General features: G+C 61.9%; 21 protein-coding genes and 1 pseudogene. 4 read left to right on the top strand and 18 right to left on the bottom strand.

Going from position 1 to position 26,689, the window contains the following annotated elements:
• Positions 1 to 3: 3 nt before the first annotated feature.
• The 8 genes and pseudogenes from SNL23_RS02710 to SNL23_RS02745 all read right to left on the bottom strand — a co-directional run bounded on the left by SNL23_RS02710 (position 4) and on the right by SNL23_RS02745 (position 9,918).
• Complete coding sequence (locus SNL23_RS02710; RefSeq protein WP_318301537.1) at positions 4 to 1,347, bottom strand: 3-oxoacyl-ACP reductase; 1,344 nt, start codon at positions 1,345 to 1,347, stop codon at positions 4 to 6.
• Positions 1,348 to 1,370: 23 nt separating this feature from the next.
• Positions 1,371 to 1,457 (bottom strand): annotated as a pseudogene (locus tag SNL23_RS02715) (outer membrane lipoprotein carrier protein LolA); the annotation flags it as partial.
• A gap of 18 nt (positions 1,458 to 1,475) precedes the next feature.
• Positions 1,476 to 4,013: an acyl-CoA dehydrogenase gene (locus tag SNL23_RS02720; protein ID WP_318301538.1), complete on the bottom strand. Its 2,538-nt coding sequence runs from the start codon at positions 4,011 to 4,013 to the stop codon at positions 1,476 to 1,478.
• Between the two features lie 260 nt (positions 4,014 to 4,273).
• Complete coding sequence (locus SNL23_RS02725; protein ID WP_076016240.1) at positions 4,274 to 5,719, bottom strand: outer membrane protein transport protein; 1,446 nt, start codon at positions 5,717 to 5,719, stop codon at positions 4,274 to 4,276.
• A 343-nt stretch (positions 5,720 to 6,062) separates the two neighbouring features.
• Positions 6,063 to 6,548: an alkane oxidation protein activator PraB gene (gene praB, locus SNL23_RS02730; protein WP_076016241.1), complete on the bottom strand. Its 486-nt coding sequence runs from the start codon at positions 6,546 to 6,548 to the stop codon at positions 6,063 to 6,065.
• Between the two features lie 131 nt (positions 6,549 to 6,679).
• Positions 6,680 to 7,174 (bottom strand): alkane oxidation protein activator PraA, encoded by a 495-nt coding sequence (gene praA, locus SNL23_RS02735; protein WP_017479886.1) that lies wholly within the window; start codon positions 7,172 to 7,174, stop codon positions 6,680 to 6,682.
• Between the two features lie 147 nt (positions 7,175 to 7,321).
• On the bottom strand, positions 7,322 to 8,602 hold the full coding sequence (locus SNL23_RS02740) for an alkane 1-monooxygenase (RefSeq protein WP_167663862.1): 1,281 nt from the start codon (positions 8,600 to 8,602) through the stop codon (positions 7,322 to 7,324).
• Positions 8,603 to 8,919: 317 nt separating this feature from the next.
• A complete protein-coding gene (locus tag SNL23_RS02745) occupies positions 8,920 to 9,918 on the bottom strand; it encodes an alpha/beta fold hydrolase (protein ID WP_318301539.1) in 999 nt (332 codons plus the stop codon).
• A 303-nt stretch (positions 9,919 to 10,221) separates the two neighbouring features.
• On the opposite strand from SNL23_RS02745, the gene SNL23_RS02750 reads away from it, so the two are divergent.
• Genes SNL23_RS02750 through SNL23_RS02760 form a run of 3 tightly spaced genes read left to right on the top strand, consistent with a single transcriptional unit; the run spans position 10,222 to position 13,511 of the window.
• Positions 10,222 to 11,757 (top strand): flavin-containing monooxygenase, encoded by a 1,536-nt coding sequence (locus SNL23_RS02750; protein ID WP_318301540.1) that lies wholly within the window; start codon positions 10,222 to 10,224, stop codon positions 11,755 to 11,757.
• On the top strand, positions 11,754 to 12,653 hold the full coding sequence (locus tag SNL23_RS02755) for an SDR family NAD(P)-dependent oxidoreductase (protein WP_318301541.1): 900 nt from the start codon (positions 11,754 to 11,756) through the stop codon (positions 12,651 to 12,653). The genes SNL23_RS02750 and SNL23_RS02755 overlap by 4 nt, the downstream gene beginning before the upstream one ends.
• A gap of 15 nt (positions 12,654 to 12,668) precedes the next feature.
• Positions 12,669 to 13,511, top strand: coding sequence for a metal-dependent hydrolase (locus tag SNL23_RS02760; protein ID WP_076016246.1), 843 nt, complete (start codon positions 12,669 to 12,671; stop codon positions 13,509 to 13,511).
• Positions 13,512 to 13,517: 6 nt separating this feature from the next.
• Here SNL23_RS02760 and SNL23_RS02765 read toward each other — a convergent pair whose 3' ends face one another.
• Positions 13,518 to 14,156, bottom strand: a complete 639-nt coding sequence (locus SNL23_RS02765; RefSeq protein ID WP_318301542.1) for a ribonuclease T2 — start codon at positions 14,154 to 14,156, stop codon at positions 13,518 to 13,520.
• 36 nt (positions 14,157 to 14,192) lie between these two features.
• Entirely contained in the window at positions 14,193 to 15,173 is a 981-nt protein-coding gene (locus SNL23_RS02770) for a Gfo/Idh/MocA family protein (protein ID WP_318301543.1), read from the bottom strand.
• Between the two features lie 141 nt (positions 15,174 to 15,314).
• On the opposite strand from SNL23_RS02770, the gene SNL23_RS02775 reads away from it, so the two are divergent.
• Positions 15,315 to 15,677, top strand: coding sequence for an NUDIX hydrolase (locus tag SNL23_RS02775; protein ID WP_076016249.1), 363 nt, complete (start codon positions 15,315 to 15,317; stop codon positions 15,675 to 15,677).
• Here SNL23_RS02775 and SNL23_RS02780 read toward each other — a convergent pair.
• The 8 genes from SNL23_RS02780 to SNL23_RS02815 form a co-directional block, all read right to left on the bottom strand.
• The gene (locus SNL23_RS02780; protein WP_318301544.1) at positions 15,674 to 16,387 is read right to left on the bottom strand and encodes a transporter substrate-binding domain-containing protein; all 714 of its coding nucleotides are present in this window, start codon (positions 16,385 to 16,387) and stop codon (positions 15,674 to 15,676) included. The genes SNL23_RS02775 and SNL23_RS02780 overlap by 4 nt on opposite strands.
• The gene (acnA, locus tag SNL23_RS02785; RefSeq protein ID WP_318301545.1) at positions 16,380 to 19,031 is read right to left on the bottom strand and encodes an aconitate hydratase AcnA; all 2,652 of its coding nucleotides are present in this window, start codon (positions 19,029 to 19,031) and stop codon (positions 16,380 to 16,382) included. Before acnA ends, SNL23_RS02780 begins: the two co-directional genes overlap by 8 nt.
• A gap of 147 nt (positions 19,032 to 19,178) precedes the next feature.
• Positions 19,179 to 20,375, bottom strand: coding sequence for an ornithine--oxo-acid transaminase (gene rocD / locus SNL23_RS02790; RefSeq protein WP_318301546.1), 1,197 nt, complete (start codon positions 20,373 to 20,375; stop codon positions 19,179 to 19,181).
• Between the two features lie 164 nt (positions 20,376 to 20,539).
• On the bottom strand, positions 20,540 to 21,658 hold the full coding sequence (locus tag SNL23_RS02795; RefSeq protein ID WP_318301547.1) for a succinylglutamate desuccinylase/aspartoacylase family protein: 1,119 nt from the start codon (positions 21,656 to 21,658) through the stop codon (positions 20,540 to 20,542).
• A gap of 207 nt (positions 21,659 to 21,865) precedes the next feature.
• Positions 21,866 to 23,119, bottom strand: a complete 1,254-nt coding sequence (locus SNL23_RS02800) for an OprD family porin (RefSeq protein ID WP_318301548.1) — start codon at positions 23,117 to 23,119, stop codon at positions 21,866 to 21,868.
• 112 nt (positions 23,120 to 23,231) lie between these two features.
• Entirely contained in the window at positions 23,232 to 24,875 is a 1,644-nt protein-coding gene (locus tag SNL23_RS02805; protein ID WP_318301549.1) for an ABC transporter ATP-binding protein, read from the bottom strand.
• The gene (locus SNL23_RS02810; RefSeq protein ID WP_076016256.1) at positions 24,872 to 25,750 is read right to left on the bottom strand and encodes an ABC transporter permease; all 879 of its coding nucleotides are present in this window, start codon (positions 25,748 to 25,750) and stop codon (positions 24,872 to 24,874) included. The genes SNL23_RS02805 and SNL23_RS02810 overlap by 4 nt, the downstream gene beginning before the upstream one ends.
• Complete coding sequence (locus SNL23_RS02815) at positions 25,747 to 26,688, bottom strand: ABC transporter permease (RefSeq protein WP_003208135.1); 942 nt, start codon at positions 26,686 to 26,688, stop codon at positions 25,747 to 25,749. The genes SNL23_RS02810 and SNL23_RS02815 overlap by 4 nt, the downstream gene beginning before the upstream one ends.
• Position 26,689: the final 1 nt, after the last annotated feature.

Raw genomic sequence — 26,689 nt, forward strand, 5'->3', positions numbered from 1 at the left:
AGGTCAGGCTCCCAACAGGCTTTGGCCGCAGACCCGCACCACCTGGCCATTGACCCCGCCGGAAGCCGGATGCGCCAGCCAGGCGATGGTTTCCGCCACGTCGATGGGTTGCCCGCCCTGAGACATCGAATTCATCCGCCGCCCCGCTTCGCGAATCATCAGCGGGATCTTCGCGGTCATCTGGGTTTCGATAAAACCGGGAGCCACCGCATTCACGGTCACTTGCTGCGCCGCTGCTTGCGGTGCCAGGCCTTGCACCAGGCCAATCACACCGGCCTTGGACGTGGCGTAGTTGCTTTGCCCGAGGTTGCCCGCAATGCCGGAAATCGACGAGACACACACGATCCGCCCACCCGGCTTCAGGCCCTGGCTTTCCAGCAGCGCCGTGCTCAGGTGCAAAGGTGCTTCCAGGTTCACCGCCAGTACGCTGCGCCACGCGGATTCGGTCATCTTGGCGATGGTCTTGTCGCGGGTGATCCCGGCGTTGTGCACCACCACGTCGAATGCGCCGTGTTGGCTGATATGGGCTTGCAGTTGCTGCGCGGCGTCGGTGGCGGTGATGTCCAGCGCCAGTGCGCTGCCACCGACACTGCTGGCCGCCTGTTGCAGGGATTCCCGGGCTTGGGGCACATCCACGCAGACCACCTGCGCCCCGTCACGAGCCAGCACCTGGGCGATTGCCAGGCCAATGCCACGGGACGCGCCGGTGACCAGGGCACGGCGGCCGCTGAGAGGTTTGTCCCAGTTGATGTCGGCTTGGGTGTCGACTGGTTTCTCAAGGCGCACCACCTGCCCCGAGACATAGGCCGAGCGCCGCGACAGGAAGAACCGCAGGCTGCTTTCAAGCGCACCTTCGGCACCCGGGGCGACGTAGATCAACTGCACGGTGATCGCCCGGCGCAGCTCCTTGGCCAGTGAGCGCACCAGGCCTTCGAGGGCGCGTTGGGCGATGGCCTGGGGCAAGTCCTTGCACAACTCCGGCGCGGTGCCGAGCACCACCACCCGGGCGTGTTGGCCCAGGCGCTTGGCATTGGCGTGGAAGAATGCGTAGAGCTCGTCCAGTTGCTTGAGGTCGGCGATGTCGCTGGCGTCGAACACCGCGCCCTGGACTTTGACCGTAGAGGGCGCCTTGAGCGTCGCGGCAGTGGCGGGCACCGTGTCGGTGGCGCTGAAGATGCGCTGGATTTCAGCAGCCAGGCGCCCTGCCCCGGCGACGATCACCGGGTTGGCCAGGCCTTGTTGGCCGCTGCGATGACGTTGCAGCGCCAGGGGTTGCGGCAGGCCCGCGGTTCGGGCCAGCCAGCGGCCCCAAGGCGAATTGACGAACGAGAGGTAGCTGTCACTCATAAAAGGATCCTGTCGTAATTCTCTGTAGGAGCGAGCTTGCTCGCGAAAAACCGGAGAGCGCCGTTGGGTGTCAGGTTTCCCGCGTTATCGTTAACGACCTTCGCGAGCAAGCTCGCTCCTACAGTGGGTCAGTTGACCGGCGCGTTTTCGCTTTGGTTGGCGCGGCGTTTGGCGGTCGGTTTGGCGGCCTGTTCCAGTGCCTGTTGGCGCTGTTGCAAGGCTTCCAGCAAGCCGAAGTCTTGCGGGAAGTCGTCCACCTGGATCGCGTGATCGCCGTATTCCACATAACGCGCCAGCAAGCTGTCTTCGTCGTCGCTGATCAGGTCCAGTGCCCGTGCCTTGACTCGCCACGGCGTAAACGCCACACCGGAAATCGGCATCGGTTCGATCAGGCCTTGCTTGATCGCACCCTTGAGCCGCGCCTCGATCAGTTCCACTTGTGGCAACAGACGGAAGCCCAGTTCGCCATACGCGAGCTTGTCGATTTCCGGACGCGGAATGTAGGAATTGCCCAGCAAGCGGTCGCGGGTTTCCCCCGGCACTTGCACCAGCTCCGCCACTTGCGCCAGCAGGCGATCCGACGGTTTGCGCAGGGGAATGCCAAACGGGAAGGTCAAGCCACGCACCACCGCCGCTGCGGCTTTCGACGGATAGTTGTCGAGCACTTCAGCCAGGGCTTCATGGGCCCGCAGCAACGCGTCCTGGGCCGCCCAATGCACCAGCGGCAGATCTGCCTGGGGCCGGCCATCATCTTCAAAGCGCTTGAGCACGCAGGACAGGATGTACAGCTGGGACAGAATGTCTCCCAGCCGCCCAGTGATACTTTCCTTGCGCTTGAGGGCACCGCCCAGCACGCCCATGGAAATGTCCGAGATCAACGCCAGTACCACCGACAACCGATTGGCCTGGCGGTAGTAGGACGCCAGCGCGGGATCGGTTTTGCCAGGCACGGAAATCAACCGCCCGCCCGTCAGCGAATGCACCGCTGCACGTACGGTATTGGCCAGCACAAAGCTCAGATGCCCGAACATCGCGCTGTCGAAATCCACCAGGGCCTTGCGCCGGTCGGTGTTGCGCGCCGCTTCCATCTCGCGGAACACATAGGGATGGCAACGAATCAGGCCCTGGCCGTAGATGATCAGGCAGCGGGTCATGATGTTCGCGCCTTCCACCGTGATGGCGATGGGGCTTTGCTGGTAAGCCCGGGCGAGAAAGTTGTTGGGCCCCATGCAGATGCCCTTGCCGGCCACGATGTCCATGCCGTCGTTGACGATGATCCGCGCTCGCTCAGTAACGTGGTATTTGGCGATGGCCGAGATCACCGACGGCTTTTCACCGGCATCCAGCGACGCCACCGAGACCTTGCGCACAGCGTCGCAGGCATACAGATGCCCGGCCATGCGTGCCAGGGGCGCTTGCACGCCTTCGAACTTGCCGATGGGCAGGCCGAATTGTTTGCGCATCGCCGCATAAGCGGTGGTGCCGCGTACGGCCACCTTGCCCAGGCCGACGTTGGCCGACGGCAGCGAAATCGCCCGGCCAGCCGCCAGGCATTCCATCAACATGCGCCAGCCATTGCCGACTTGTTCGCGGCCACCGATTACCCATTCCAGCGGAATAAATACATCCTTGCCGGTGGTTGGGCCGTTCTGGAACACGGCGTTGAGTGGCCAGTGACGCCGGCCGCTGTTCACGCCCGGATGGGAAGTCGGGATCAGCGCACAGGTGATGCCCAGGGAGCCGGGCTGGCCGAGCAAACCCTCAGGATCTTCAGCACGAAATGCCAGGCCGAGCACGGTGGCGATTGGGCCGAGGGTGATGTAGCGCTTGTCCCAGGTCACGCGGAAACCCAGCACTTCCTCACCTTCGTGCAGGCCTTTGCAGACGATGCCCAGGTCTGGAATTGCCCCGGCGTCAGAGCCGGCATACGGGCTGGTCAGGGCGAAACACGGGATGTCTTCGCCACGGGCCAGGCGTGGCAGGTAATAGTTGCGCTGGGCGTCGGTGCCGTAGTGCAGCAGCAGTTCTGCCGGGCCCAGGGAGTTGGGCACCATCACCGAAATCGCCGCCGCCGAGCAACGGGTCGAGAGCTTCATTACCACTTGCGAATGCGCATAGTGGGAGAAGCCTTTGCCGCCATATTGCTTGGGAATGATCATGCCGAGGAAGCCGGCATCCTTGGTGTACTGCCAGCCTTCGGGGGACATGTCTTGCCAGACCTGGGTGGTTTCCCAGTCGTTGGACATGTCGCACAGGGTCTCCACTTCGTTGTCGAGGAAGGCCTGTTCTTCAGCGCTGAGGCTCGCCGGTGCGGCTTGCAGCAGGCGCTCCCAGCGCGGTTTGCCGCTGAACAGCTCGGCGTCCCACCACACGGTGCCGGATTCGATAGCAGCGCGCTCGGTGTCGGACATCGCCGGCATGATGCTGCGGAAAAGGCCCAGGGCCTTGCTGGTCAACAGCGCGCGGCGCAGGGGTTTGATCGTCAGTAGCAACGCGGGCAATACCACCAGCAACGCCACCACGCTGGCGCCGAAACCGGCCACCACGCTGAACAGGTAACCGACCACCAGCCAGACCAGGCCGGCACCCAGCCAGAAGGTGGCAGCGGCTTGTCGATATGCCAGGGCAATCGCTGCTGCGAGTCCCGCCAATAACCAGATAACCATGGGGATACCTCTACTCAATTCAGGGTACGGCAAACGCCCGGGCAGATCGGAATGACCTGTGACGTAAAGCCACACTACAAACTTGAAAAGATAAATTCAAATTTTGTTTTGAAATTTTTATTTAATGCTTGGACGAAAAAATAGCGGCTGAACAAAGTCAGCCTTGCAGGTTAAGCGCAAGGAATCGAAATCGGACGACAGCGTGGAGCCGGGCAGCAAGATGCGCTGGCTGCCCTTCTCCACGACTGCCCTCGACAATCTTAGAACTTATAGGTTGCCGACAAGCTGACCACATCCCCTGAGGATTCAGCCTCGCCATCCAACTGCGCCCCACCGAGACGATCAACGTTCTTGGTCTTCAGGTTGACCTTCTGCACGAATTGGTGCGAGTACGCGGCATCCACCGACAGGCCAGGAACCGCCTTGATGTCATAACCGGCACCAAAGGCCAGGAAGTAACGGTCACCGTCCGGAATGCGCGGGTCCCGGGTAGAGTTGCGGGTAGGTGTCTGGTCGTAAGCCACACCAGCGCGCAGGGTGAGTTCGTCGGTGGCTTTGTAGTCGCCGCCAATCGAGGTCATCCAGGCGTTTTTGTAGTTGTAGGGAATGGCAACAATGGTGGTGCCTTGGGACTTGAGCGTCAGGTCCTGGAAGGAAGACCATTCAGTCCAGGTGGCACTCACCCCCAACGTCCAGCGGTCGTTGAACTGGTGAACCCAGTCAATCGACGCGGTCGCCGGGATATCCAGTTGGGTACTGGCGTGGGCACCGTCCGGGAACAGCTTGAGACCCGGGTAGGCGATTTCAACCAGGGTTTCGCCGTTTGGACCGATCGGATTGGTCATCGCGTTACGGCCGATGGCATCGGTGTAGATATTGTATTTGCCGGTCATCTTGTTTTTGATCTTGGCGTGATAGTTCAAGCCAAGTGTGTCTTGCAGCGTCGGCTTCCAAACCACGCCACCAAACCAGCCCACAGAGATGTTATCGACTTTCACACGCATCAGGGAATGCCCCAGCCCCGTGGGGAAACCCGAGCCTCCCAGCCCAGGAGAAACATCCGCAGCGGCCAGCAAATCAATGTTCTGGCTGACGAACCCTTGACTGCGCTGGACGATGGCACCACCACCGACCGAGAACTGATCATTCACCTTGAACGACAGGGAGCCGGTCAGACCAATGGTCTCGATTTTGGTATCGACCGCGAAATCCCGCAGTTTTGAATCTTCGTTCCAGGTGGTTTTCATACCCTGCGGTACGACTTGGCTGAGACCAAAGGCGAAACGGTCGCCCATGGGAATCACCAGAAAGCCGGTTGGCAGCCAAGCAGTGAAGCCGCCTTGCCCGCCATTATTATTGTTAAGGGCCGGGTCGCCTGTATTGCCCAGGTCATCCAGTACGGGCGTATTGGTCACCGGGTTGCCCGCGTAGTCATAGGCCTGGCCGCTGTATTTGATCTTGACCCGAGCGTAGTCAACGGTCTGTTGCGCGATGGTTGAATCGATAAAGGCCATGGCTGCCGGGTTGTTGTACGCGGCACTGGGGTCATTTTTGAACAGTGAACCGCCACCAAACGCACGACCCCATCCAGGCGCGCCGTAGGTCGGTGTGGAGAACCCACCCGCCTGGACTTGCCCCGCGGTCATCAAGCCCCCCAACAGGGCCAGTCCCAGTAACGTGTGAGCGTGTTGTTTCTTATTGTTCATGCGGCACTCCTTATTATTATTTACACCCGGCCCCTGCCGGTGGGTCGTATAACCACAGAACGTCTTTCAAAGAACGCCTGTCCTGGAACGGTGTATCGGTATTCAGGGATTGCGGGTGAGCGAACCGGTCAGCGTGGCGTTCAACGACACCAGGGTGCAGTGGCCATTCATGGCTTGACGGGTTGCGCTCAACACGTGGGTCCTGTTCTCCCCGACGGACTCAGACCACAGGTCATCGGGGCGTGAAAGTATCCAACCGGCTCCACCGGTGGTTTCCCCAACCGGTGCCTCACACGAGGCACCGGTCTTTGAACGGGGTAATCAGCCCTTTACGGAGTCGCGCTTACGGGTTAACGGTCAGCGTTGGGGCAACAACACTCAGCGAAACCACGGTGCAGTTGCCGGTCAGCGCCTGATTGGCTGCCGACAGCGTTTTGGTGCCTGGCGTCCAGGTCACAGCGATGGTGGTTGGGCCGCAGTTGGTGGCCGGGATCGAGGTGATCTTGTAGCCGACGTTGGTGACGCTACCGGTGGTACCCGTTGCAGCTGTCAGTACCCAAGGCAGGTTGGTCAGCGTTGGCAGGCCACACAGACCGCCACCGGTCAGGGATGCGCCATTGATCGAGGCCACGCCACCGCTAACGTTGCCGGTAAAGGTGATGCCGCAGGTCACGGCGGCACCGAAGGACGAAGGCGACTTCACGACGATGGTGCCGGCGCTGGTCGAGAACGGACCATCCGGTGAGATGGAGGCCGCACTTGCCATGGAAGCTGCGCCGAAGCACATTGCGAAAGAAGTTGCACAAACGAGGGTTTTCAAGCTTTTCATTGTTTTTCCTCACATGTTATGGCGAGTCGTTTCGCCAGGGGTAATGGCCATGATCGAGAGGTCACGGTGAATCTGCAGAACTTCCCTTTCCAGCCAAATTTCAATTCAATTACCGCTACAACGCCTAACTGTTACTCAACAACTTTGAAAGTCGGCGGCATCTTGATCGACACCGTTTTAATCGTGCAGTCTTCGCCGATAGGCACATTGGCAGCCTCTAACTTGCCCGTGGCGTTATCCCACGTGCCATCGGCGGTAGAAGGCCCGCATTTTCCGCCCAAGCCAAAGGCGTGCACATCCACGGCGATCTTCGACATCGAGCCGCTCTTGGTATCTTTCGCCACCAATACCCACGGCAAGTTGATCGCTTCCACCCGGCTGCACTTGAGGCCGCCGTCGAACTCGACTTTATCGACGTTCACAGACGAGCCATCCGCCGCCACCTTGCCGGCGACCTTGATGGTGCAGTCCGCGCTGATCAGCGCGCCCTTGGAAAAGCTGATGGGGCCCTGAGCAGTAAACGCGCTGCCGGCGGGTTCGATACGGGCGGCCTGGGCCTGGTGGTAAACGATCAGGCCCAGGGCGGCCAATACAATGTGCGTGGTGAACTTGGCAGGATTTTGCATGGTGTACGTCCTTCCCTTAATTTTATTTTTGTTCGGGTCAAACAACTTTCTTGCAACTAAGCCGTACTCGAAACCGGTAAAGCCTGGGCGATGAAAACCTGCGCGATACACAGATCCCGAGTACGTCCTACGACTGACCGCTTTACGTTAGAAGGGTTTGGTGGTGTTGCTGTACTTCTCCATGTACTTCAAACGTTGTGAAGGTTGAAGATTGGTCAGGGTAATATCCCCGGCATAATGATTAAGGACTCGGTGGTCCATGCGTCGTCGCCACAAGTACGGCACGTAAGCCCAGACAATCATGCTGGCATAGCCGTATGGCAGTTGCGGCGATTCATCAAAGTGACGCAGGGATTGATAACTTCTGGTTGGATTGGCGTGATGGTCGGAGTGCCGCTGCAGTTGGAACAGAAAGATATTGGTCACAATCCGATTGCTGTTCCACGAATGCCGGGGCGAGCAGCGTTCATAACGCCCGTTCGGCAACTTCTGGCGCTTCAGGCCGTAGTGTTCAACGTAGTTAACCACTTCCAGCAGCGAGAAGCCGTAGATGCCCTGGATGATCAGGAACGGAATCACTGCCGCACCGAGCCAGGCGATCATCGCGCCCCACAACACCACGCTGTACATCCAGGCGCTGAGCACGGCGTTCTTCCAGTGCCAGGCCGGCAGGCCGAGTTTGCGCAGGCGTTCACGTTCCAGGTTCCATGCCGAGCGGGCGCTGAACCAGACCGAGCGCGGCAGGAAGGCCCAGAAGCTCTCCCCCAACCGCGAACTGGCCGGATCTTCCGGGGTGGCAACGCGTACGTGGTGGCCACGGTTGTGTTCGGTATAGAAATGCCCGTAGAAGGTCGGTGCCAGGGTGATCTTGGCCAGGATGACTTCCAGCAGGCGCGGTTTGTGCCCCAGCTCATGGGCGGTGTTGATGGCGATGCCGGTGGCGGCGCCAGTGGACATCGCCATGCCCAGGTAGGTGAACCAGCTGATTTCGCCGTGCAGTTGGGTGCGGGCCGTGATGTATGCGGCAGTTTTAGCCAGCCAGCTCGACGGGTCCAGCGCAGCGGTGGCGTGCAGCAGACCGCCGCTGATGATCCAGTCGATCCCGCCTGCCGCCAGCCACCCGGTGACCAGCACCGAGGCGATGACAAACAGCACGCCGGTGTAGACGATCCAGCGGTAGTAGCTTTGGGATTCGAGGTTGCTGACGGCGGATTCCGGCGGGTTGCTGACATCTTCACCCAGCAGGCCGTCGATCAATGGGATCAGGCCGAAGATCACCAGAACGCCAACCCACCACAGTTGTTGCACACCGGTGGTGATGGCCAGGGCGCCTGAGAGCAAAGGGGTTGCCAGGGGCATGATGCCGAGCCACCAAAGGTGGCGCTTGGCGTCGGTCCAGACGTTCGGGGCAGCCAGGGTCTGATTCATGGCAACCTCCGTACGAGGCGGGTGGGCAGGGAGCAAAAATCAACACTGAACAGGTACACGGAGCGATGACCGCTCCGAGAATTCAACCATGCGATAAAAGGCGTTTTTTTCATTATTTTATTCGCTCTTAGGCATTTCAAAAATTATTTCAAATTAGACATTGAAATATTTTTTTAAATAAATAGCGCGGAATCGTTAGGTCGTCAACTAAATTCTTGAACCCTTATGAACGTGACCGGGCAGTCTCTTTTTCAGCCGATTGGTCAGGTGTCTAGGGCAAGCATTGACGGGGTCGAACCGCGACTTCAGCCGCACAATTATTTACTCACCACGGCAAACGACGGATGCACCACCGTGGCGCTTTCCGGGGGCCGGACACGCTTGGCCACCTGCTCGACCACTGCCGCCACACGCTCTGTAGCGGTGATCGGCAGCATATGCCCACGCCCTTCCACCAACCGCAGCTTCAGGCCCGGCACCAGGCTGGCCAGGGCCTGGCCGTGTTTGCGGAAGTTCAACACCTTGTCTTGCGCGCCATAGATCAGCCCGATGGGCAGCGTCAGTCGCGGGTAGCGCTTGACCATGTCCGGCAGGAACTCGTTGACCAGGTTGATCTCGGTGGAGGCGGCATAGAAGTTGTCGGGGCGCATGCCCAGCAAGCCACCGCCGCGAGTGGCGAAGTCTTCCGGGGCGGGGTCGGGGGCGAACACGCCTTTGACCACCGAGCCTTTGGTCAGCAGGCCGATGGGCATGGTCAGGGTGTGCGACATGAAGCGTCGCAGCCATCCCGGACGTATCGCCAACGACATAAACACCAGCGGCAGCAAGCGCTGGGGATGGGTGAGCGGCGCCACCAGGATCAATCCGGACACCGCGTGGGGATGGTCCAGCGCCAGGGCCAGGGAAATCGCCCCGCCAAGGGAATGCCCCAGCACCAGCGGTTTATCCAGGTCCAGGGTCTTGATAAAGCTGGCGACTTGCCGGGCCTGGCCGGGCAGGTCGGCGGCCGTCCCGGCACGCCGGGTGGAATAGCCCGAACCCGGACGATCCAGGGTGATCACCCGAAAGTGCTCACTCAATTGCGCAGACAAGGCATACGTCAGGTTGCGACTGCTGCCCATCAGCCCGTGGATCATCACCAACGGCGGGCCCTTGCCCTCGTCTACATAATGAAAGCGCTCGCCATTGATCTCCAGAAAGCGCCCGTTGATCGGAACAGCCGCTTCTATACGCCGTGTCATCCGGGCACTGAAGCCCCACAACACTACGCTTAACCCTACAAACACACCCGCAGCGACAACCCACTCGACAGCCATAGCTCGGTCCTCTGCATCCCTGCGTTGCTGGCGGCCCGACCGGTATTGGTCAAGACCTCAGCCATCGTCCACACCCTGGACCTAACTGCGTGCGTAAAAGCCCTCGTCCGTCGGATAAGTCGCACTTGAGGAACTGGGTCGTAGCCTAGACGAAATTTTCAGGTAGATTATTTAAAATCTTTTTTAAAATAATAAATTCAATTTTTCTTTGCAATGGTGTTCTATCTAAAAGCCAAAACAAAAACAAGGAGCACATCCGATGTCGAAACCCGTAAGGCGCCACTGGCCCACGAGGGACAGCCTATGAATGCCCATGACACCGTCGACATCGCCGTCATCGGTTCCGGATTTGCCGGGCTGTGCATGGCGATCAAACTCAAGGAAGCCGGGTTCAACGACTTCTTTATTGCCGAGCAGGCCGATGCCCTCGGCGGCACCTGGCGGGACAACCACTACCCTGGCTGCGCCTGCGACGTGCAATCCCATGTCTATTCGTTTTCCTTTGCGCCCAACCCGGACTGGACGCGGCAATTCGCGCCCCAGGCGGAGATCCGCGCCTACCTGGAACAGTGCGCCCAACGCTTCGAGCTGGCGCCGTTCCTGCGCTTTGGCATGGGGCTGGAGAAGGCAGTGTTTGATGAGGCGCAACAGCGCTGGAGCCTGAGTTTCAGCAATGGCCGCCAGGTCAGCGCGCGGGTGCTGGTGTCCGGGATGGGTGGCTTGTCGCGCCCGGCGCTGCCGGACATTCCCGGCCTGGACAGCTTCAAGGGCAAGCGCTTCCACTCCCAGCAGTGGGACCACGACTATTCGTTGAAGGGCAAACGCGTGGCGGTGATCGGCACCGGCGCCAGTGCCATTCAGTTCGTGCCGCAGATCGCGCCGCAGGTGGCCCACCTGGACCTGTTCCAGCGCACCCCGCCGTGGATCATGCCCAAACCCGACCGGCCGATTTCACGCGTCGAGCGCTGGGCCTTCAAGCATCTGCCCTTCACTCAGCGCCTGGTGCGCGGTGCGTACTATTGGGCGCTGGAAGGCCGCGTCGTGGGCTTCGCCCTGCACCCGCGCCTGATGAAAATGGTGCAGAAAATCGCCGTGCGCCACCTGCACAAACAAGTGGCCCGCCCTTCCCTGCGCAAGACCCTGACGCCGGACTACACCATCGGCTGCAAGCGCGTGCTGATCTCCAACGACTACTACCCGGCACTGTCGCGCAGCAATGTGCAGGTGGTGACCGACAACGTGCTGCGCATCGAGGCCGATGGGGTGATCACCGCCGACGGCATCAAGCACCCGGCCGATTGCATCATCTTCGGCACCGGCTTCCAGGCCACCGATCCCCTGCCCCGGGACTGCATCATCGGCCGCCACGGCATCGACCTGATGGACACCTGGCAAGACGGCGCCCACGCGTACCTGGGTACCACAGTGCCGGGCTACCCGAACCTGTTCCTGATCGTCGGCCCCAACACCGGGCTGGGGCATAACTCGATGATTTTGATGATCGAGGCCCAGGTCACCTACATCCTCGATGCCTTGCGCCAAATGCAGCGCCATCGCATCGCCACGGTGGACGTCAAGCCCGTGGTCGAACTCGCCTACAACGCCAGGCTGCAGGACCGACTCAAAGGCACCATCTGGACCACCGGCGGCTGCAAGAGCTGGTACCTGGACCCGCGCACCGGCAAGAACACCACGCTGTGGCCCGGTTCCACCTGGCGTTTCAAGCAGGTCACCCGGCATTTCGCCCTCAAGGACTACGTCGCCAGCCTGGTGCCGGTGCCGTCCACCCCGCGCCCGGCCGCAAATCCCCACCCCACCGCAGAAGGGAGCCTGTCATGAAGTCATTCAACGGCCGCGTGGCAGCCATCACCGGCGCGGCGTCAGGCATGGGCCGCGCGTTGGCCCTGGCATTGGCGCGTGAAGGCTGCCACCTGGCGCTGGCGGATAAAAACAGCCAGGGCCTGGAGCAGACCGTCGCGCTGATCAAGGCCCAGGTGCTTGCGCCAGTGCTGGTGACCTCGCAGGTGCTGGACGTTTCCGACCGCCAGGCGGTGGAGGACTGGGCGGCCCGCTGCGCCGCGGAACATGGCCAGATCAATATGATCTTCAACAACGCGGGCGTCGCGCTGTCCAGCACTGTCGAAGGCGTGGATTACACCGACCTGGAGTGGATCGTCGGGATCAACTTCTGGGGCGTGGTCTACGGCACCAAGGCCTTCTTGCCTTACCTCAAGGCCAGCGGCGACGGCCATGTGATCAACACCTCCAGCGTGTTCGGCCTGTTCGCCCAGCCGGGCATGAGCGGCTACAACGCCACCAAGTTCGCCGTGCGCGGCTTTACCGAATCCTTGCGCCAGGAACTCGACCTGCAAAAAAGCGGGGTCTCGGCCACCTGCGTGCACCCCGGCGGGATCCGCACCGACATCTGCCGCAGTAGCCGAATCGACGCCAACATGACCGGCTTTCTGATCCACAGCGAACAGCAGGCCCGAGCCGACTTTGAAAAGCTGTTCATCACCGACGCCGACCAGGCCGCCAAAGTGATCCTGAACGGCGTACGCAAAAACAAACGCCGCGTGCTGATCGGCCGCGACGCCTACTTCCTGGACCTGCTCGCCCGCTGCCTGCCGGCCGCCTATCAAGCGCTGGTGGTGTTCGCCAGCAAACGCATGGCGCCCAAACATCGCAGTGCGCCCTCGCCCGTCCTTGAAACCAACGAAGAGCACCGTCTCTGAACTGGAGTACCGACCATGCTGCCGATTCGCCGCGACCTCCGTTTTGCCCTGCCGGCCGAACGCATCAAGAACTGGCATGAACAAGGCCCGTTCATCACGCACTTTTTCAACGCGCTGTCGTTGCTGTTTCCACAGGGCGAACTGTTCTTCATGGACAGCGTGCGCCACTATCGCCAGCGCATCGAAGACCCGGAACTGAAGAAGGAAATCCAGGGTTTCATCGGCCAGGAAGCCATGCACAGCCGCGAGCACGTGGCCTATAACGACCTGCTGCAAGCCGCCGGGCTGCCCGCGCATACTCTGGATCGCCGGCTGAAGATGATCCTCGACGCGCAAAAGAAATACATGCCCGCCTCGTTCAACCTGGCGGTGACCATTGCCCTGGAGCATTACACCGCGATGCTCGCGGAAATTCTCCTCAGCGACCCGTCGCGGTTCGGTGATTCGGTCAAGGGTTATCAGCAGATGTGGTACTGGCATGCCCTGGAAGAAACCGAGCACAAGGCGGTGGCCTTTGATGTGTGGAACAGCGTGATCAAGCCAGGGCCCCTGCGTTATTTGCTACGCACCGGCACCATGCTGACCACCACGCTGCTGTTCTGGGTGGTGATCTTTGATTTCCACCTGCGCCTGCTGTTTGCCGACCGGCGTTCAGGCGGGCATTTGAAGGGCTTCTGGCGGATGCTCAAGTTTCTCTATGGGCCCAAGGGTGTGTTTCCGCGTATGGCGTTGCCCTGGTTGCATTACTTCAAGCCCGGGTTTCATCCCTGGGACCACGACAACCGGGCGCGCCTGGCGGGCATTGACCAATTGGTGGAAGAGATCGAGCAGACCCATAAAAGTTATGGGCCCGCCTGAGTCCGCTTAACGCTGGGTCGGGATACGAATGTCGCCATCCCGGCACTGGCTTTTGAAGCTGCGCGGGCAGCCGGCGAATGCCAGGTCCTTGGTCAGGCACACCCGCACTTCGGTCAACACTGCGCCCTTGCAGATCACTGCAAGGCCATGGTTGCCCATGGCTGGGTTGCTCTCGCGAAACAGCGCTTCGATGTCCCGCGCAGCGAGGCCGCTGGGGACATTGAAGGGTTCCAGTTGCTGCGGGATCTTGACCACGCCCAGCGCCGCGTCGGTCTTGTCCAGATAGGCTGATGCCTCAAGCCCGCTGCAGGTGCCGTGCTTGGCCCACTCGTGCTTGAGCAGCTTGGGCGACGGGAACAACGTCTTGCCCCGGGCATAGTCGGCATCCGACAAGCGCGACTGCGGCGCACAGGACGCCGGCCAGCCACCCTTCGCGTATTGCGGCCACAGCCCATGCAGCACAAACCCGTAGCCCTTGCCCGAACATTGCTGATCGTCCGGGTGCGTCAGGCAGAAGGTCGGCGACCAGGACAACGACAGCACGTAAAAATCAAACTCCCCGGCCTGCCCCTGGGCCCGCGGCGCTGCCGTCGCGGCACTTGCCAGTACCCACCACAACACAATCCAGGCTGCTTTGATTTTCATCCGTTCATTCCTTAAAAACAGAAAATTGAAGCACTGCTAGACCGCCAGGTTGGGGTTACGTTGTAGCACCCGGTCCATGACCCGATCGGTCTTCAACGCCTCGATCGCCAGCGCCGGGTGTTTGCTCTCGCCGCGAATATGCGCGTTCATCCCGAGTACGTGATGCCACTGGATATGCGCATGATTGGGCACCTCCAGCGCTTCGCTGGTCTCGCCCTCAAGCCGCAACGGCGCCTCATCGAACACCGAGAACGTGATGCGGCCGTTGCTGCCGATCATCTCCACCAAGTCCTCGCGACGGTCCGCGACAAAGTTCCAGCAGCCCATGCCCAACGCGCCCGAGGCGAACGTCCAGCAGGCGGTGACGGCATCTTCGGCGGCATAACGCCCGGCCTGGCGCGCGGTAAACCCGGCCACATCGACGATATCCCCGACCAGGTACTGGAACAGGTCAAAACCGTGGCTGGCCAAGTCGGCAAAATACCCGCCGCCGGCAATCAGCGGGTCGGTGCGCCAGTTGGCACTGCTGGCATCGTCTTCAGACGGCGGCTTGCACAAGGTCCAGGTCAGATGGCGCAACTCGCCGATGCGCCCGTCCTGTAGCCAGTCCCGCACCTGCTGGAAGCGCGGCAGGGAACGCCGGTAATAGGAGACAAACAGGTGCAGCCCGGCCTGCTCGAAGGTGCGTTGCATCAACGCGCTTTGCTCGGCATTCAGCGACATCGGCTTTTCGACGCAGCAATGCTTGCCCGCAGCGGCCACCATCAGGCTGTATTCGAGGTGGCTGTCGGGCGGCGTGGCGATGTAGACCGCGTCCACTTCCGGGTCGTCAATCAGCGCCTGGGCGTCGGTGTAGAACCGGGCAATGCCATGGCGTGCCGCATAATCGCGCACAGCTTCCTCGCGGCGCCCCATCACGGCCACCAGCGCCGAACCTGGCGCTTTGTAGAAGGCGGGTCCACTCTTGAGTTCAGTGACACTGCCACAGCCGATCATGCCCCAGCGTACGGTGTTCATCTGCATCTCCTTCAGGTGAGGTTTTTTCGATGGGGCAGTATCGGTGTTTTCCGGCCCCCTCTCCAGCCTGCCGGATAAAGACTGAGCATGACAATTGCATTACACTTTTATGACAATCATCTCACTGCGGGGGCACAGACGATGAAAATAAGGGCCACGGTGATTTGCGAGCACGACGGGCACATCCTGTTCGTGCGTAAAGCCCGATCGAAATGGGCACTGCCCGGCGGCAAGGTCGAGCGCGACGAGCGGCCAGTGGGCGCGGCCGCGCGGGAACTGGAAGAGGAAACCGGGCTGAACGTCGACGGTTTGCTGTTGTTGCAGGAACTGAAGGCCAGCGACACGCTGCACCACGTGTTCGAGGCGTCGGTGGTGAATATCGACGAAGCCCGGCCGCTGAGTGAAATCAAGGAATGCCAGTGGCATCCCTTCACCCAGATGAAAGACCTGGACACCACCCAGGCCACCCAGAAAATCGTCAAATCCTTCCTGCGCCGTCTCTAAGGCGCCGCCAGCTCCGGGCTTTGCCCACTGCGCGACAACGCCTGTTTTACCAAGCCATTGGCTTTCTGCCGTTCGACAAAGGATTTGACGAACGCGGCAGCGGCTGCGTGCGCCACCGGTACCGCGACGGCCTGGCTGATGCTCATGAAGTCATCGTCCAGCAGGCGCCAACGCCCGTCGACCCGGGTTCGCAGGTAATCCCGAACCCCGGCTGCCGCATTCAACCCTTGCTCGATAAACAGGTCCACCGCCCCCGCCGAGGTGGGCGCGCGTACCAGTTCGGCGTGTTGCACCGTGCGGCTCAGGTACAGGTCATACGCGGCGCCCTGGCCGACGGCAATGCGCTGGCCGGGAGCATCGAGTTGCGCAACGCTGCTTAAAGGAGAATTAACCGCCACCAGGTACGTGCCCTTGATGATGACGTAGGGCGCGCTGAAGGCGATTTCCTGCTCGCGCACCGGCTCGATGGCCAGGAACGCCACGCGCCAGATGTCGTCAGCCAGCGCGGCGAAGACCTTGCCTGCGGCTTCAAACGTGACTAATTCAAGCCGCACACCCAACTCATCGGCCAGGGCCGTGGCCAATGCCACCGACACGCCCTGGGGCTCGCCGCCTTCACCGCGCTGGGCCAGCACCGGGTTGCCGAAGTTGATGGCCGCCCTGAGCACGCCCTCGGGGGCCAGTTGTTGCAGTACCTGCGGGTCAATCATTACGCGCTCCTTGAACAGTTCTTTGCACGGTCTTGCGAATCACAAAGGGCAAGACGCCGCCGTGTTCAAGGTAACCAAGCTCTTGCTGCGAGTCGAGGCGCAAGGTCAGCGCGGTGCGCGCTGTTTCACCAGCGGCACGCTCAATCAGCAAAGTAATCGGGTTCTCGCCGACCCGCAGGTGATCCAGGCCAAGGAAGTTCAGGGATTCACTGCCATCAAGGTTCAAGTCCTGCACCGATGCGCCCTCATCGAACACCAGCGGCAACACGCCCATGCCGATCAGGTTGCTGCGATGAATCCGTTCGATACTGCGGGCCACCACCACCTTGATCCCCAGCAGGGTCAGGACCTTCGCCGCCCAATCGCGGCTGGAGCCGGCGCCGTAATTGATCCCCGCAAACAACACCGTCGGCGTGCCGGCATAGCTTTGCGCGGCGAGGTACAGCGGCAGGTAGTCGCTGTGGTCGGCATTCCAGGCCCAGACGCCCTGGCGCGGGGGCTGATCGCTGGACAGCAGGTTACTCAGGCGCGGGTTGGTAAACGCGCCGCGCACCATCACTTCGTGGTTACTGCGGCGGGTCGAATACTGGTTGAAGTCCGCCAGCGCTTCACCGCGCTCACGCAGCCAGTGCCCGGCCAGGCTGTCGGCGGGAATGCTGCCCGCCGGGGAGATATGGTCAGTGGTGACATTATCCCCCAGCACCACCAAGGCCCGGGCGTTGCTGATGGACAACGACGAAGCCGGCGCCGGCGTTACTCCGGCGAGGTAGTGCGGGCGGCGCAGGTAAGTGGAGTCCGGGTGCCAGGCAAACTGCACACTGCCGTCGGCTTCCAGCGCCTGCCAATGGTGAGTGCCTTGCCACAGCAATTCCTGGCGCTGCCGGAACAGCGCCGGGCGCACCACCTGCGCCACTTGCGCAGCCACCTCGGCTTCGCTGGGCATCAGCTCATGGAGGAACACCGGTTGGCCCTGGGCATCCCTCGCCAGGGGCTGGGCCGACAGGTCAATGTCGATGCTGCCGGCAATCGCATAGGCCACGCACAACGCGGGCGATGCGAGGTAACCGGCGGGGACTTTAGGATTGACCCGGCCTTCGAAATTGCGATTGCCGGAGAGCACCACCACCCCCTTCAAGCCCTGCTGGGCGAAGGTTTCCACATGGCTTTCAAGGCTGCCGGAATTGCCGATGCAGGTCATGCAGCCAAAGCCCGCCAGGTCGAAACCCAGCGCGGCAAAATCCTCCAGCAAACCGGCGGCCTCAAGGTAGTCGGCCACCACCCGCGAGCCCGGGGACAGCGACGTCTTGACCCACGGCTTGCGTGTCAGCCCACGGGCGCGGGCGTTGCGGGCGAAGAGCCCGGCCTGCACCATCTGCGCCGGGTTGGCGGTGTTGGTGCAGCTGGTAATCGCGGACATGACCACCGCGCCATGGGTGATGGGCACCTGGAACGACGGCTCGAAGAAATCCTGTGGGTCAGCGCTCACGTGCTGATGAAACGAGGCGCCAGCGTCGGCCAACGACTGGCGCTGATGGGGCTGATGTGGCCCGGCGACGCTTGGTTCCACCTGCGCCAGATCCAGCTCGATCAACTCATCGAACATCGGCTCGGGAACGTCTTCCCGGCGCCATAGCGATTGCGCCGACATGTAGGCCGACACCTTGTTGATCAAGGCTTGCGGGCGCGCACTCAGGTTCAGGTACGCCAGCGTCTCGTCATCAAACGGGAAAAACACCACGGTGGCGCCGTATTCCGGGGCCATGTTCGCCACCGTGCCCCGCGCTGCCCAACTCAGGGACGGCAAGCCCGGCCCGGTGAACTCGACAAACTTGCCGACCATGCTGCGCCGACGCAGCAACTCGGTCACCGTCAACGCCAGGTCAGTGGCCGTCACCCCGTCGCGCAACGCGTTGGTGACACGAATGCCCACCACCAGCGGATAAGGAATCGGCACCGGCTCACCGAGCATCGCCGCCTGCCCTTCCAGCCCGCCGACGCCCCAGCCCAGCACACCGATGGCATTGATCATCGGTGTGTGGCTGTCGGTGGCAACCATGCAGTCCGGATGCAACAGCACATGGCCGTCACGCGGCGCGCTTTCCCACACCACCTGGGCGATGGACTCCATGTTCATCTGGTGAATGATGCCGGTGCCCGGCGGAATCACCTTGAAGTTGTCGAGGCTGGCCTGGGCCCACTTGATAAAGCGGTAGCGCTCGCTGTTGCGGCGAAAGTCGATGTCCAGGTTGGCGTCTACCGCGCCGGCCTCGGCGTAGTGCTCGACGATCACCGAATGGTCGATGGTCAGCACCGCCGGGATCGACGGGTTCACCGCCCGGGGATCACCGCCCAGCTCGGCCACTACGTCGCGCATCCCGGCGAAATCCGCCAGGGCCGGCAAGCAGGTGGTGTCGTGGAACATCAGCCGATTGGGCTGGAATGGCACCTCGCAATCCGGCCCGTCGCCGATGGCCCTTGCCAATACCTGGGGCAGTGATAACGGGGCACAACGGGCGGTGTTTTCCAGGAGGATGCGCAGGGAATACGGCAGCCCCTGCAGTTGTGTCGGGGTTAGCATCTGGTGCAGGTCGATGTAGGCGAAGCGCTGCTGGTCGACATTCAAGTGATTTAGAAAATCAGTCATGCGAAACACTCAAATCTGGGTAAGTCGTAGCAGCTGTCGAGCGAAGCGAGGCTGCGTCCGGCGGCGAAGCGGTCGTGAACCCGGCGAGGACTTCGTCCTCGAACGCAGCCTCGCTTCGCTCGACAGCTGCTACGTAAAAGGGCGTGGTCAGGCAAGCTGTTTGAACACCCGCTCGATACGCTCGAGGCCCCAGTCCAGCTCTTGGCGGGTAATGGACAATGGCGGTGCAATGCGCAGCACGTTTTCGTGGGTTTCCTTGGTCAGCAGACCTTCGGCAAGCAGCGCTTCGCAGATCGGCCGGGCATCGCGGTCCAGCTCCACACCCACCCACAAGCCACGCCCGCGTATCTCGCGAATGGCCGGCGAGTTCATTGCCTTCAGGCGCTCCACCAGGTACTGGCCCAGTTGTGCGCTGTTATCGATCAAACACTCCTCTTCCAGCACCTTCAACGCTTCAAGGCCGATAGCCGCCGCCAGCGGGTTGCCGCCGAAGGTCGAGCCGTGGCTGCCGGCGTCAAACAGATCCATGATCGAGTGATCAGCCACGAACGCCGACACCGGCATGATCCCGCCGCCCAGGGCTTTGCCAAGGATCAACGCGTCGGGGCGAATGCCTTCGTGCTGGAAGGCAAACCATTTGCCGGTGCGGCCCAGGCCAGACTGGATCTCATCGAGGATCAGCAAGGTGTTGGTCTCGTCGCACAGCTGGCGCAGTTCCCGCAGAAAGCCGGCGGGCGGCACGCGAATGCCGGCCTCGCCCTGGATCGGCTCGATCAGCACCGCGCAGGTGTCGGCGGTAATGGCCTGGCGAAAGCTCTCGATGTCACCGAAACGGGCCTCGGTGAAGCCGTTGCAGAATGGGCCGAAGTCAGCTTTGTAGTCAGCCTCCGAGGAGAAGCCGACGATGGTCGAAGTGCGGCCGTGGAAGTTGTTGTCGGCCACCACGATGTTTGCCTGATTGGCCGGGACGCCCTTGATTCGGTAGCCCCAGCGTCGGGCCGCCTTGATCGCGGTTTCCACGGCTTCGGCGCCGCTGTTCATCGGCAGGGCCGAGTCGAAACCAGTGATGCGGCACAGGGTCTTGAGGAAGTTACCCAAGGGCTCGCTGTAGAACGCCCGCGACACCACGCTGATCTTGTCGATTTGCGCCACGGCGGCGGCGCGGATGCGTGGGTGGACGTGGCCGTGACTGACGGCGGAATAGGCCGACATCATGTCCAGGTAGCGCTTGCCATCATCACCAATGGCCCATACGCCCTCGCCCTTGACGATCACCACCGGCAAGGGGGAATAGTTGTGGGCGCAGAATTGGTTTTCGAGGGTGATTGCCGGGTTGGGGTGCATGAGGGATGTCCTGCCAAATAAATAATAAATGAACAACAAAGATCCAATGTGGGAGCGGGCTTGCTCGCGAATACGGTGGGTCAGTCAGCACATGCATTGACTGGCACACCGCATTCGCGAGCAAGCCCGCTCCCACATTTTGCCCCTATTCCATAGCGGGCAAATCAGGCGCTGAGTAACTTGCCGCTGCGAATCGGCGTAGCCCCGGATACCCGGCCCAGCGGATCGCCCGGTTTCACAAAGCGCACGTCGCGGCGCATGTACAGCACGCCCGTGTTATGGCTGACAACAGTCGTGGTCTGCCCACTGTGGGGATCAACAATATCGAACAACGCCTGCCCCGCCTCGATCCGGCTGCCCACCGCCGCGCGGTGCACCAGCACCCCGGCACTCGGCGCGTAGAACTGTTCGCTGCCGGCCAGCGGCGTCGCGGGGTTACGCAGGGCCGGCAATGGCCGTGGCGTACCTTCAATGGCGCCCAAATGCGTCAGGTAATCAATAATTGCCGTGGCGTCATGTTCAGCCAATTCATAAGACACATCGCGCTGGCCGCGATGCTCGACGGTCACCGCCACGCTGCTGTCCGGAATCGGAAACCGATCACCAAGCCGCTCGCGCAGGTTGACCCACAGCAGGTACAGCGCCTCATCGAACGAATTGGCCTGGGAATCGGTGGCCAGCAACGAGGCTTCAGAGCCGATGTAACGCGCCAGCGGCTCCACGGTCGCCCACACCGCTTCGCCGGTGTACACATGCATCGCCGCTTCGCGGGAGCAGTGCAGGTCCAGCACGATATCGGCGTCGTGGGCCAGCAGCATCAGGGTGCGTTGCAGCGACTGGAATTCGTCCAGCGGCCGGGAGTCCTGCAGGCACTCGCCCCAGGCCTGGCGGATCAGTTGGCGGTTGGCGTCGATGTCCGGCCCCAGCAGGTGCTCGATCTTGTCGGCGATCGCCTGGTACGGCACCGGGAAGCCCCGATTGTAGTTGCGCCCGCTGGCCAGTTCGAAACGCCCGCTTGGCGCGCCCATGATGTATTGGCTGAGCCCAGCCGGGTTGGCCACGGCCACCAGCACGATTTCTGCATTCAGGCGGTTGGCATTTTCCAGTTCCGCCAGTTGCCGACGCAGTTGCGCGGCAACCAGCAGTGCCGGGGTTTCGTCGGCATGCAGCGCCGCCTGGATATAGATTTTTCGCCCTGCACCCACTGCACCGTAATGCTCACTGTCCACGTGCCTGTGGGTACCTTGTGTCGCTTGCAGCAAGGGGTGTGATTTAAGTTTCATAAACCGGGAATCTCGATATTCGAGTGATGAACGCTGAAGAAATATTAACGAGCCGGCGTGATCGTCTGTAAGGGCGGCCCACACTATCTTGATCTGGTAATCCGATCAGTGCGGGAGCGGGCTTGCTCGCGAAAACGGAGTGCCAGTCGCCGAATGCATTGACTGATCCACCACCTTCGCGAGCAAGCCCACTCCCACAAGAGCCTGTTACCAGAGCGCCAGGGTGTAACCCAACATCACGCGGTTTTCGTTAACGTCGTTGAAGTAGTTACCTTTGCTCATTGCGTTGCGCCAGCGCATCGACACGCCCTTGAACGGCCCGTTCTGCACCACGTAGCCCAGGTCCAGGTCGCGCTCCCACTCGCGGCCTTCGCGGTTGAAGCCGAGCACCTCGGCCGAATCACCCTTGGCGTACTTGATGCCAACCAGCAGGCCCGGCAGGCCGAGGTCGGCGAAGTTGTAGTCGTAGCGGGCGTGCCAGGCGCGCTCCTTGGTCTGGGTGAAGTTGCTGAACTGGTACTCGGTGAACAGGTAGCTGATGGAGCCATCCAGGTAGGTAAACGGCGTGGTGCCGTATTGCTGCTGGAAGCCGCCGCCGATGCTGTGGCCGCCGTACTGATAGGTCAGGCGGCTACTCAAGGCGCTGTTGTCGACCTTGCCTGCCAGGCCCGCACCGTCCTTGTCGGACTTGAAGTAGCGCACGTCGGTTTTCAGGGTGCCCGGCCCCAGGCCGAAGTTGTTCTTGAAGCCCACGTATTGCTGCTGGTAGATGCTGTCCAGCGCCGCGAAGTGGTAGCTGAGCAAGGTGTTGGGGGTCAGCGAATAGTCGCCACCGGCAAAGCGAAACTGGTCGCTCAGGGCGGTGCTCTTGTAGACCTTGCTCACCGTGGTCAGCTTCATGTCTTCATAGTTGGTGGAGTCACGGTCCTTGGCCTGGTCGATCTGCCCGAGGGTGATTTTCAGGTTGCTGATGTCGTTGGACACCAGCTGGGTGCCGCTGAAGGACTGCGGGAACAAACGGCTGGTGTTGGGTTGCAGGATCGGAAGGTCCGGTACCAGGTAGCCCACACGCAGCTCGCTTTTGGCGAAGCGGGCCTTGGCGGTCACCCCAAGCTTGGAGTACTCGTCGGAGACGTTTTTGTCGCTGTCACGCTGCAGCAAACCGGTGCCGGACAGCCCCGGGCTGGAGTCGAGTTTCACCCCCAGCATGCCCGTCAGGTCCAGGCCAAAGCCCACGGTGCCTTCGGTGAAACCGGACTTGATGCCGAGAATAAAACCTTGGGCCCACTCGGCGCGCATCGACTGGGAGGCCGCTTCCCGGTAGTCACGGTTGAAGTAGTAGTTCTTCAGTTCCAGCGTACCGCTGCTGTCCTTGATGAAGTCCGCATGGGCCAGTGACGGGACCAGCCCGCTGCTGACGACGCCGACGCCGGTGATCAGTTGAGTCAGGGATTTTTTCATTTTTTTAGCTCCTGGCAGTGTGGTGGGGGTTGGTGTTTTTATTGTTCTTCGGGCATGGCTTCGCCGTTCGCGCAAATCAGCGATATGCGCGGCGGGTGATGCCTGTCCTGGGTTACAGCGCTAGCGGTACGGGGCCCTGGCGGATGCGGTAGCCACCGTTTTCAAGTTTCTCCAAAGGGCTGGCAGCGGCCAGCAGCTTGCGGGTGTAAGGGTGTTGCGGGCTGTCGAAGATCTGGTCGCGGGCGCCCATTTCCACCACCCGGCCCTCGCTCATCACGGCTACCCGGTGGGCGATGCGTTCCACCGCTGCCAGGTCGTGGGAGATAAACAGGCAGGCAAAGCCGTACTGCGCCTGCAGGCGTTCGAACAGCTCAAGAATCTGCTTCTGGATGGTCATGTCCAACGCCGAGATCGGCTCATCGGCAATCACCAGTCGCGGGTGCCGCACCAGCGCCCGGCCGATGGCCACGCGTTGACGCTGGCCACCGGACAACTGGTGCGGAAAGCGCTCGACAAACTGCTCCGCCAAGCCGATGTCCACCAGGGTTTTCGCCACCCGCTCACGACGCTGCGCGGGCGTCATACCGGGCACATGGCGCAGGGGTTCGGCGAGGATGTCACCGATCTTCATCCGCGGGTCGAGGGACGAATACGGGTCCTGGAAAATCATTTGGCATTGCAGGCGATGGTCGCGGTTGCCGGCCTTGAGAATGTCCACACCCTCAAACTCGATGGCGCCGGAACACGGGCTGTTCAGCCCGACAATCGCCCGGCCCAGAGTGGTCTTACCCGAGCCGCTGCCGCCCACCAACGCCAGGGTTTCCCCCGGTGCGATGGACAGGTTGGCCGAATGCACCACGCGCTTGAACTGGCTGCGGCCCCAGAGGCTGCGGGGCCCCGGGTGCTCAATGCACACGTCCTTGACCGTCAGCAACGGCCGGTCGGCCTTGGGCAATGGCGCCAGGGTGCCGCGCCGAGGCAGGGCATCCAGCAGTTGCCGGGTGTACTCGGCCTTGGGCGCCAGCAGGATCTGTTCGATAGTGCCCTGCTCCACTGCGCGGCCTTCGCGCATCACCACCACTTTGTCGGCGTAGCGAGCCACCAGTGACAGGTCGTGGCTGATAAACAGGATCGCCGTGCCCTGCTCGCGGGTCAGGTCGAGCATCAGCTTCAACACGTCCAGTTGCGCCAGGCAATCCAGGGCCGTGGTGGGCTCGTCGGCAATCAGCAAGGCCGGGCGCAGCAGCATCACCGAGGCGAGCATGATGCGTTGGCGCATGCCGCCGGAGAACTCGTGGGGAAACGCCGCCAGGCATCGTTCGGCGTCCTTGATGCCGATATGCCCGAGCATTTCCAGGCTGCGCTCACGGATCTGCGCGTCCGTCAGCTTGGTGTGCAGGCGCAACCCTTCGGCCATTTGCTCGCCGATGCTCATGGACGGGTTGAGGGACACCATGGGTTCCTGGAACACCATGCCGATCTTCGCCCCACGCAACTGGCGCAGTTGCTCAGGCGCAAGGCTGCCCAGGTCATGGCCCTGGAAGCGCACCTGGCCGCTGCATTGCTCAAGCGGCGGTGGCAGCAGGCCGATAGCGGCGCGGGCGGCCATGGTCTTGCCGCTGCCGGACTCGCCCACCAGCGCCACGATTTCGCCGGGGGCGATGGTGAAGCTCAGGTCGTTGACCGCCAGCGGGCCGTTGGCCCCCACGCGGATTTTCAGCCGGTCGACTGCCAGAAGGATGTCAGTCATGGTCATTTACTCATCCGTGGGTCGAGACGATCGCGCAAGGCATCGCCACACAGGTTGAACGCCAGCAACGCCATGGCGATGCAGACACCGGGAAACAGCCCCAGCCAACTGGCCGTGGCGATATACGGCCGGCTGGCGGCGAGCATGTTGCCCCAGGTGGCAGCCGGCGGCGGTACGCCCAGGCCGAGGAAACTCAGGGAGCTTTCCGCCAGGATCGCCCAGCCGAACATGCTGGTAGCCAGCACGCACACCGGCGCCACGCAGTTCGGCGCGATGTGCCGCAGCATGGTGTACAGCTCGGAGTTGCCGATCACCCGCGAGGCTTCGACAAACTCCTTCTCCCGCAATGACAGCACCGTGCCGCGCACCACCCGCACCACCGATGGCGTGTAGGCCAGGCTCAAGGCGAAGACGATGCCGTACAGGCTCGGGCCGATGATTGCCATCAAGCCCAGGGCCAGCAGGATTCCGGGAAACGCCAGCAAGGCATCGTTGACCATCATCAGGCCACGGTCGACCCAACCCCGCAGGAACCCGGCCAGCAGGCCAAGCACCGTGCCGGCAGTAATCGCCAGCGTCACCGTCAACACACTCACCCACAGGCTGGTGTGCGCGCCAATCATCAAGCGGCTCAGCACGTCGCGGCCGTATTCGTCGGTGCCCAGCCAGTGCGCGGCGGTGGGCGCCTGCAAGCGCGCCAACAGGTTCAGGGCCAATGGGTCATGGGGCGTCCAGACCAGGCCCAGCAAGGCCATGATCAACAACAAGGCCAGCAGCAGCGCGCCGATCAACGCGTTCAGCGGCGGAACACGCCAGGCCCTGGGGACACGCGCCGGTGCCGGCAACAGCACCTCGGGTGCGGCAGGTAGAGGCTTATTCATAACTTAACCCTGGGGTCGAAGAGCGGGTACAGCAGGTCCACCAACAGGTTGACCAGCACATAGACAAAGGTCACCAGCAGCAGGCAGCCTTGCAGCACCGGGTAGTCCCGGGCGTAGATAGCGTCGACCATCAGCCGGCCGATGCCTGGCAGGGTGAACACGGTTTCGAGCACCGCGATACCGCTGAGCAGGTTGCCGAGGATCAGGCCGATCAGGGTCAGGGTCGGCGCAAACGAGTTGCGCAGTGCATGGCGCCATAACACCGCCCGCTCCGACAACCCCTTGGCCCGGGCGTGTGTGATGTACTCCAGGCGCAGCACTTCGATTGCACTGGCGCGGGCCATGCGGGTGATCGCACCGAGTTCCACCAATGTCAGAGTGACGATCGGCAGCACGATAAAACTCAAGGCTTGCCACGGCGATTGGCCGAACGACACGTAACCCACCACCGGCAGCCAGCCGAGCTTGATGCCGAACGCGTAGAGCAACAGCAATCCCAGCCAGAAGCTCGGGATCGACAGCAACAAAGTGGCGGTAGATACCACGCCAAAGTCCAGGGAACTGTTCTGTTTCCACGCCGAGAGCAAGCCCGCCGGGACCGCAATCAACGCCGCGAGCAACACCGATACCAGTACGATCCCGGCACTCACCTGGAAGCGGTCAAGAATCAGCGGCAACACCGCTTCGTTGGTGGTGATGGAATGCCCGAGGTCACCGCTGAGCACTGCCTTGAGCCAGATCACAAACTGCAGCGGCAGCGGCTGGTCCAGGCCCAGGGACGCGCGGGCGACCTCCAGGCTGTGGGCATCGGCCATGTCGCCGAGCATCAGCAGCGCCGGGTCACCGGGCACCAGGCGGATGATCGCGAACACCATCAGCGAGATCAGCAGCAAGGTCGGGATCGACATCGCCAGCCGTTGGAAGATGAAACGCAACATC

The sequence above is a fragment of the Pseudomonas sp. SED1 genome (assembly GCF_034044025.1).
In the GTDB taxonomy this organism is placed as follows: Bacteria; Pseudomonadota; Gammaproteobacteria; order Pseudomonadales; family Pseudomonadaceae; genus Aquipseudomonas.

Bases quoted from the DNA above. Each gene is read 5' to 3' on its own strand.
- SNL23_RS02770 (WP_318301543.1), bottom strand. From the start codon at position 15,173: ATGAACACCGTACGCTGGGGCATGATCGGCTGTGGCAGTGTCACTGAA.
- praA (WP_017479886.1), bottom strand. From the start codon at position 7,174: ATGCAAAATCCTGCCAAGTTCACCACGCACATTGTATTGGCCGCCCTG.
- SNL23_RS02710 (WP_318301537.1), bottom strand. From the start codon at position 1,347: ATGAGTGACAGCTACCTCTCGTTCGTCAATTCGCCTTGGGGCCGCTGG.
- SNL23_RS02800 (WP_318301548.1), bottom strand. From the start codon at position 23,119: ATGAAAAAATCCCTGACTCAACTGATCACCGGCGTCGGCGTCGTCAGC.
- SNL23_RS02810 (WP_076016256.1), bottom strand. From the start codon at position 25,750: ATGAATAAGCCTCTACCTGCCGCACCCGAGGTGCTGTTGCCGGCACCG.
- SNL23_RS02760 (WP_076016246.1), top strand. From the start codon at position 12,669: ATGCTGCCGATTCGCCGCGACCTCCGTTTTGCCCTGCCGGCCGAACGC.
- SNL23_RS02815 (WP_003208135.1), bottom strand. From the start codon at position 26,688: ATGTTGCGTTTCATCTTCCAACGGCTGGCGATGTCGATCCCGACCTTG.
- SNL23_RS02780 (WP_318301544.1), bottom strand. From the start codon at position 16,387: ATGATTGACCCGCAGGTACTGCAACAACTGGCCCCCGAGGGCGTGCTC.
- rocD (WP_318301546.1), bottom strand. From the start codon at position 20,375: ATGCACCCCAACCCGGCAATCACCCTCGAAAACCAATTCTGCGCCCAC.
- SNL23_RS02795 (WP_318301547.1), bottom strand. From the start codon at position 21,658: ATGAAACTTAAATCACACCCCTTGCTGCAAGCGACACAAGGTACCCAC.
- SNL23_RS02725 (WP_076016240.1), bottom strand. From the start codon at position 5,719: ATGAACAATAAGAAACAACACGCTCACACGTTACTGGGACTGGCCCTG.
- SNL23_RS02755 (WP_318301541.1), top strand. From the start codon at position 11,754: ATGAAGTCATTCAACGGCCGCGTGGCAGCCATCACCGGCGCGGCGTCA.
- SNL23_RS02765 (WP_318301542.1), bottom strand. From the start codon at position 14,156: ATGAAAATCAAAGCAGCCTGGATTGTGTTGTGGTGGGTACTGGCAAGT.
- praB (WP_076016241.1), bottom strand. From the start codon at position 6,548: ATGAAAAGCTTGAAAACCCTCGTTTGTGCAACTTCTTTCGCAATGTGC.
- SNL23_RS02740 (WP_167663862.1), bottom strand. From the start codon at position 8,602: ATGAATCAGACCCTGGCTGCCCCGAACGTCTGGACCGACGCCAAGCGC.
- SNL23_RS02805 (WP_318301549.1), bottom strand. From the start codon at position 24,875: ATGACCATGACTGACATCCTTCTGGCAGTCGACCGGCTGAAAATCCGC.
- SNL23_RS02745 (WP_318301539.1), bottom strand. From the start codon at position 9,918: ATGGCTGTCGAGTGGGTTGTCGCTGCGGGTGTGTTTGTAGGGTTAAGC.
- acnA (WP_318301545.1), bottom strand. From the start codon at position 19,031: ATGACTGATTTTCTAAATCACTTGAATGTCGACCAGCAGCGCTTCGCC.
- SNL23_RS02720 (WP_318301538.1), bottom strand. From the start codon at position 4,013: ATGGTTATCTGGTTATTGGCGGGACTCGCAGCAGCGATTGCCCTGGCA.
- SNL23_RS02750 (WP_318301540.1), top strand. From the start codon at position 10,222: ATGAATGCCCATGACACCGTCGACATCGCCGTCATCGGTTCCGGATTT.
- SNL23_RS02775 (WP_076016249.1), top strand. From the start codon at position 15,315: ATGAAAATAAGGGCCACGGTGATTTGCGAGCACGACGGGCACATCCTG.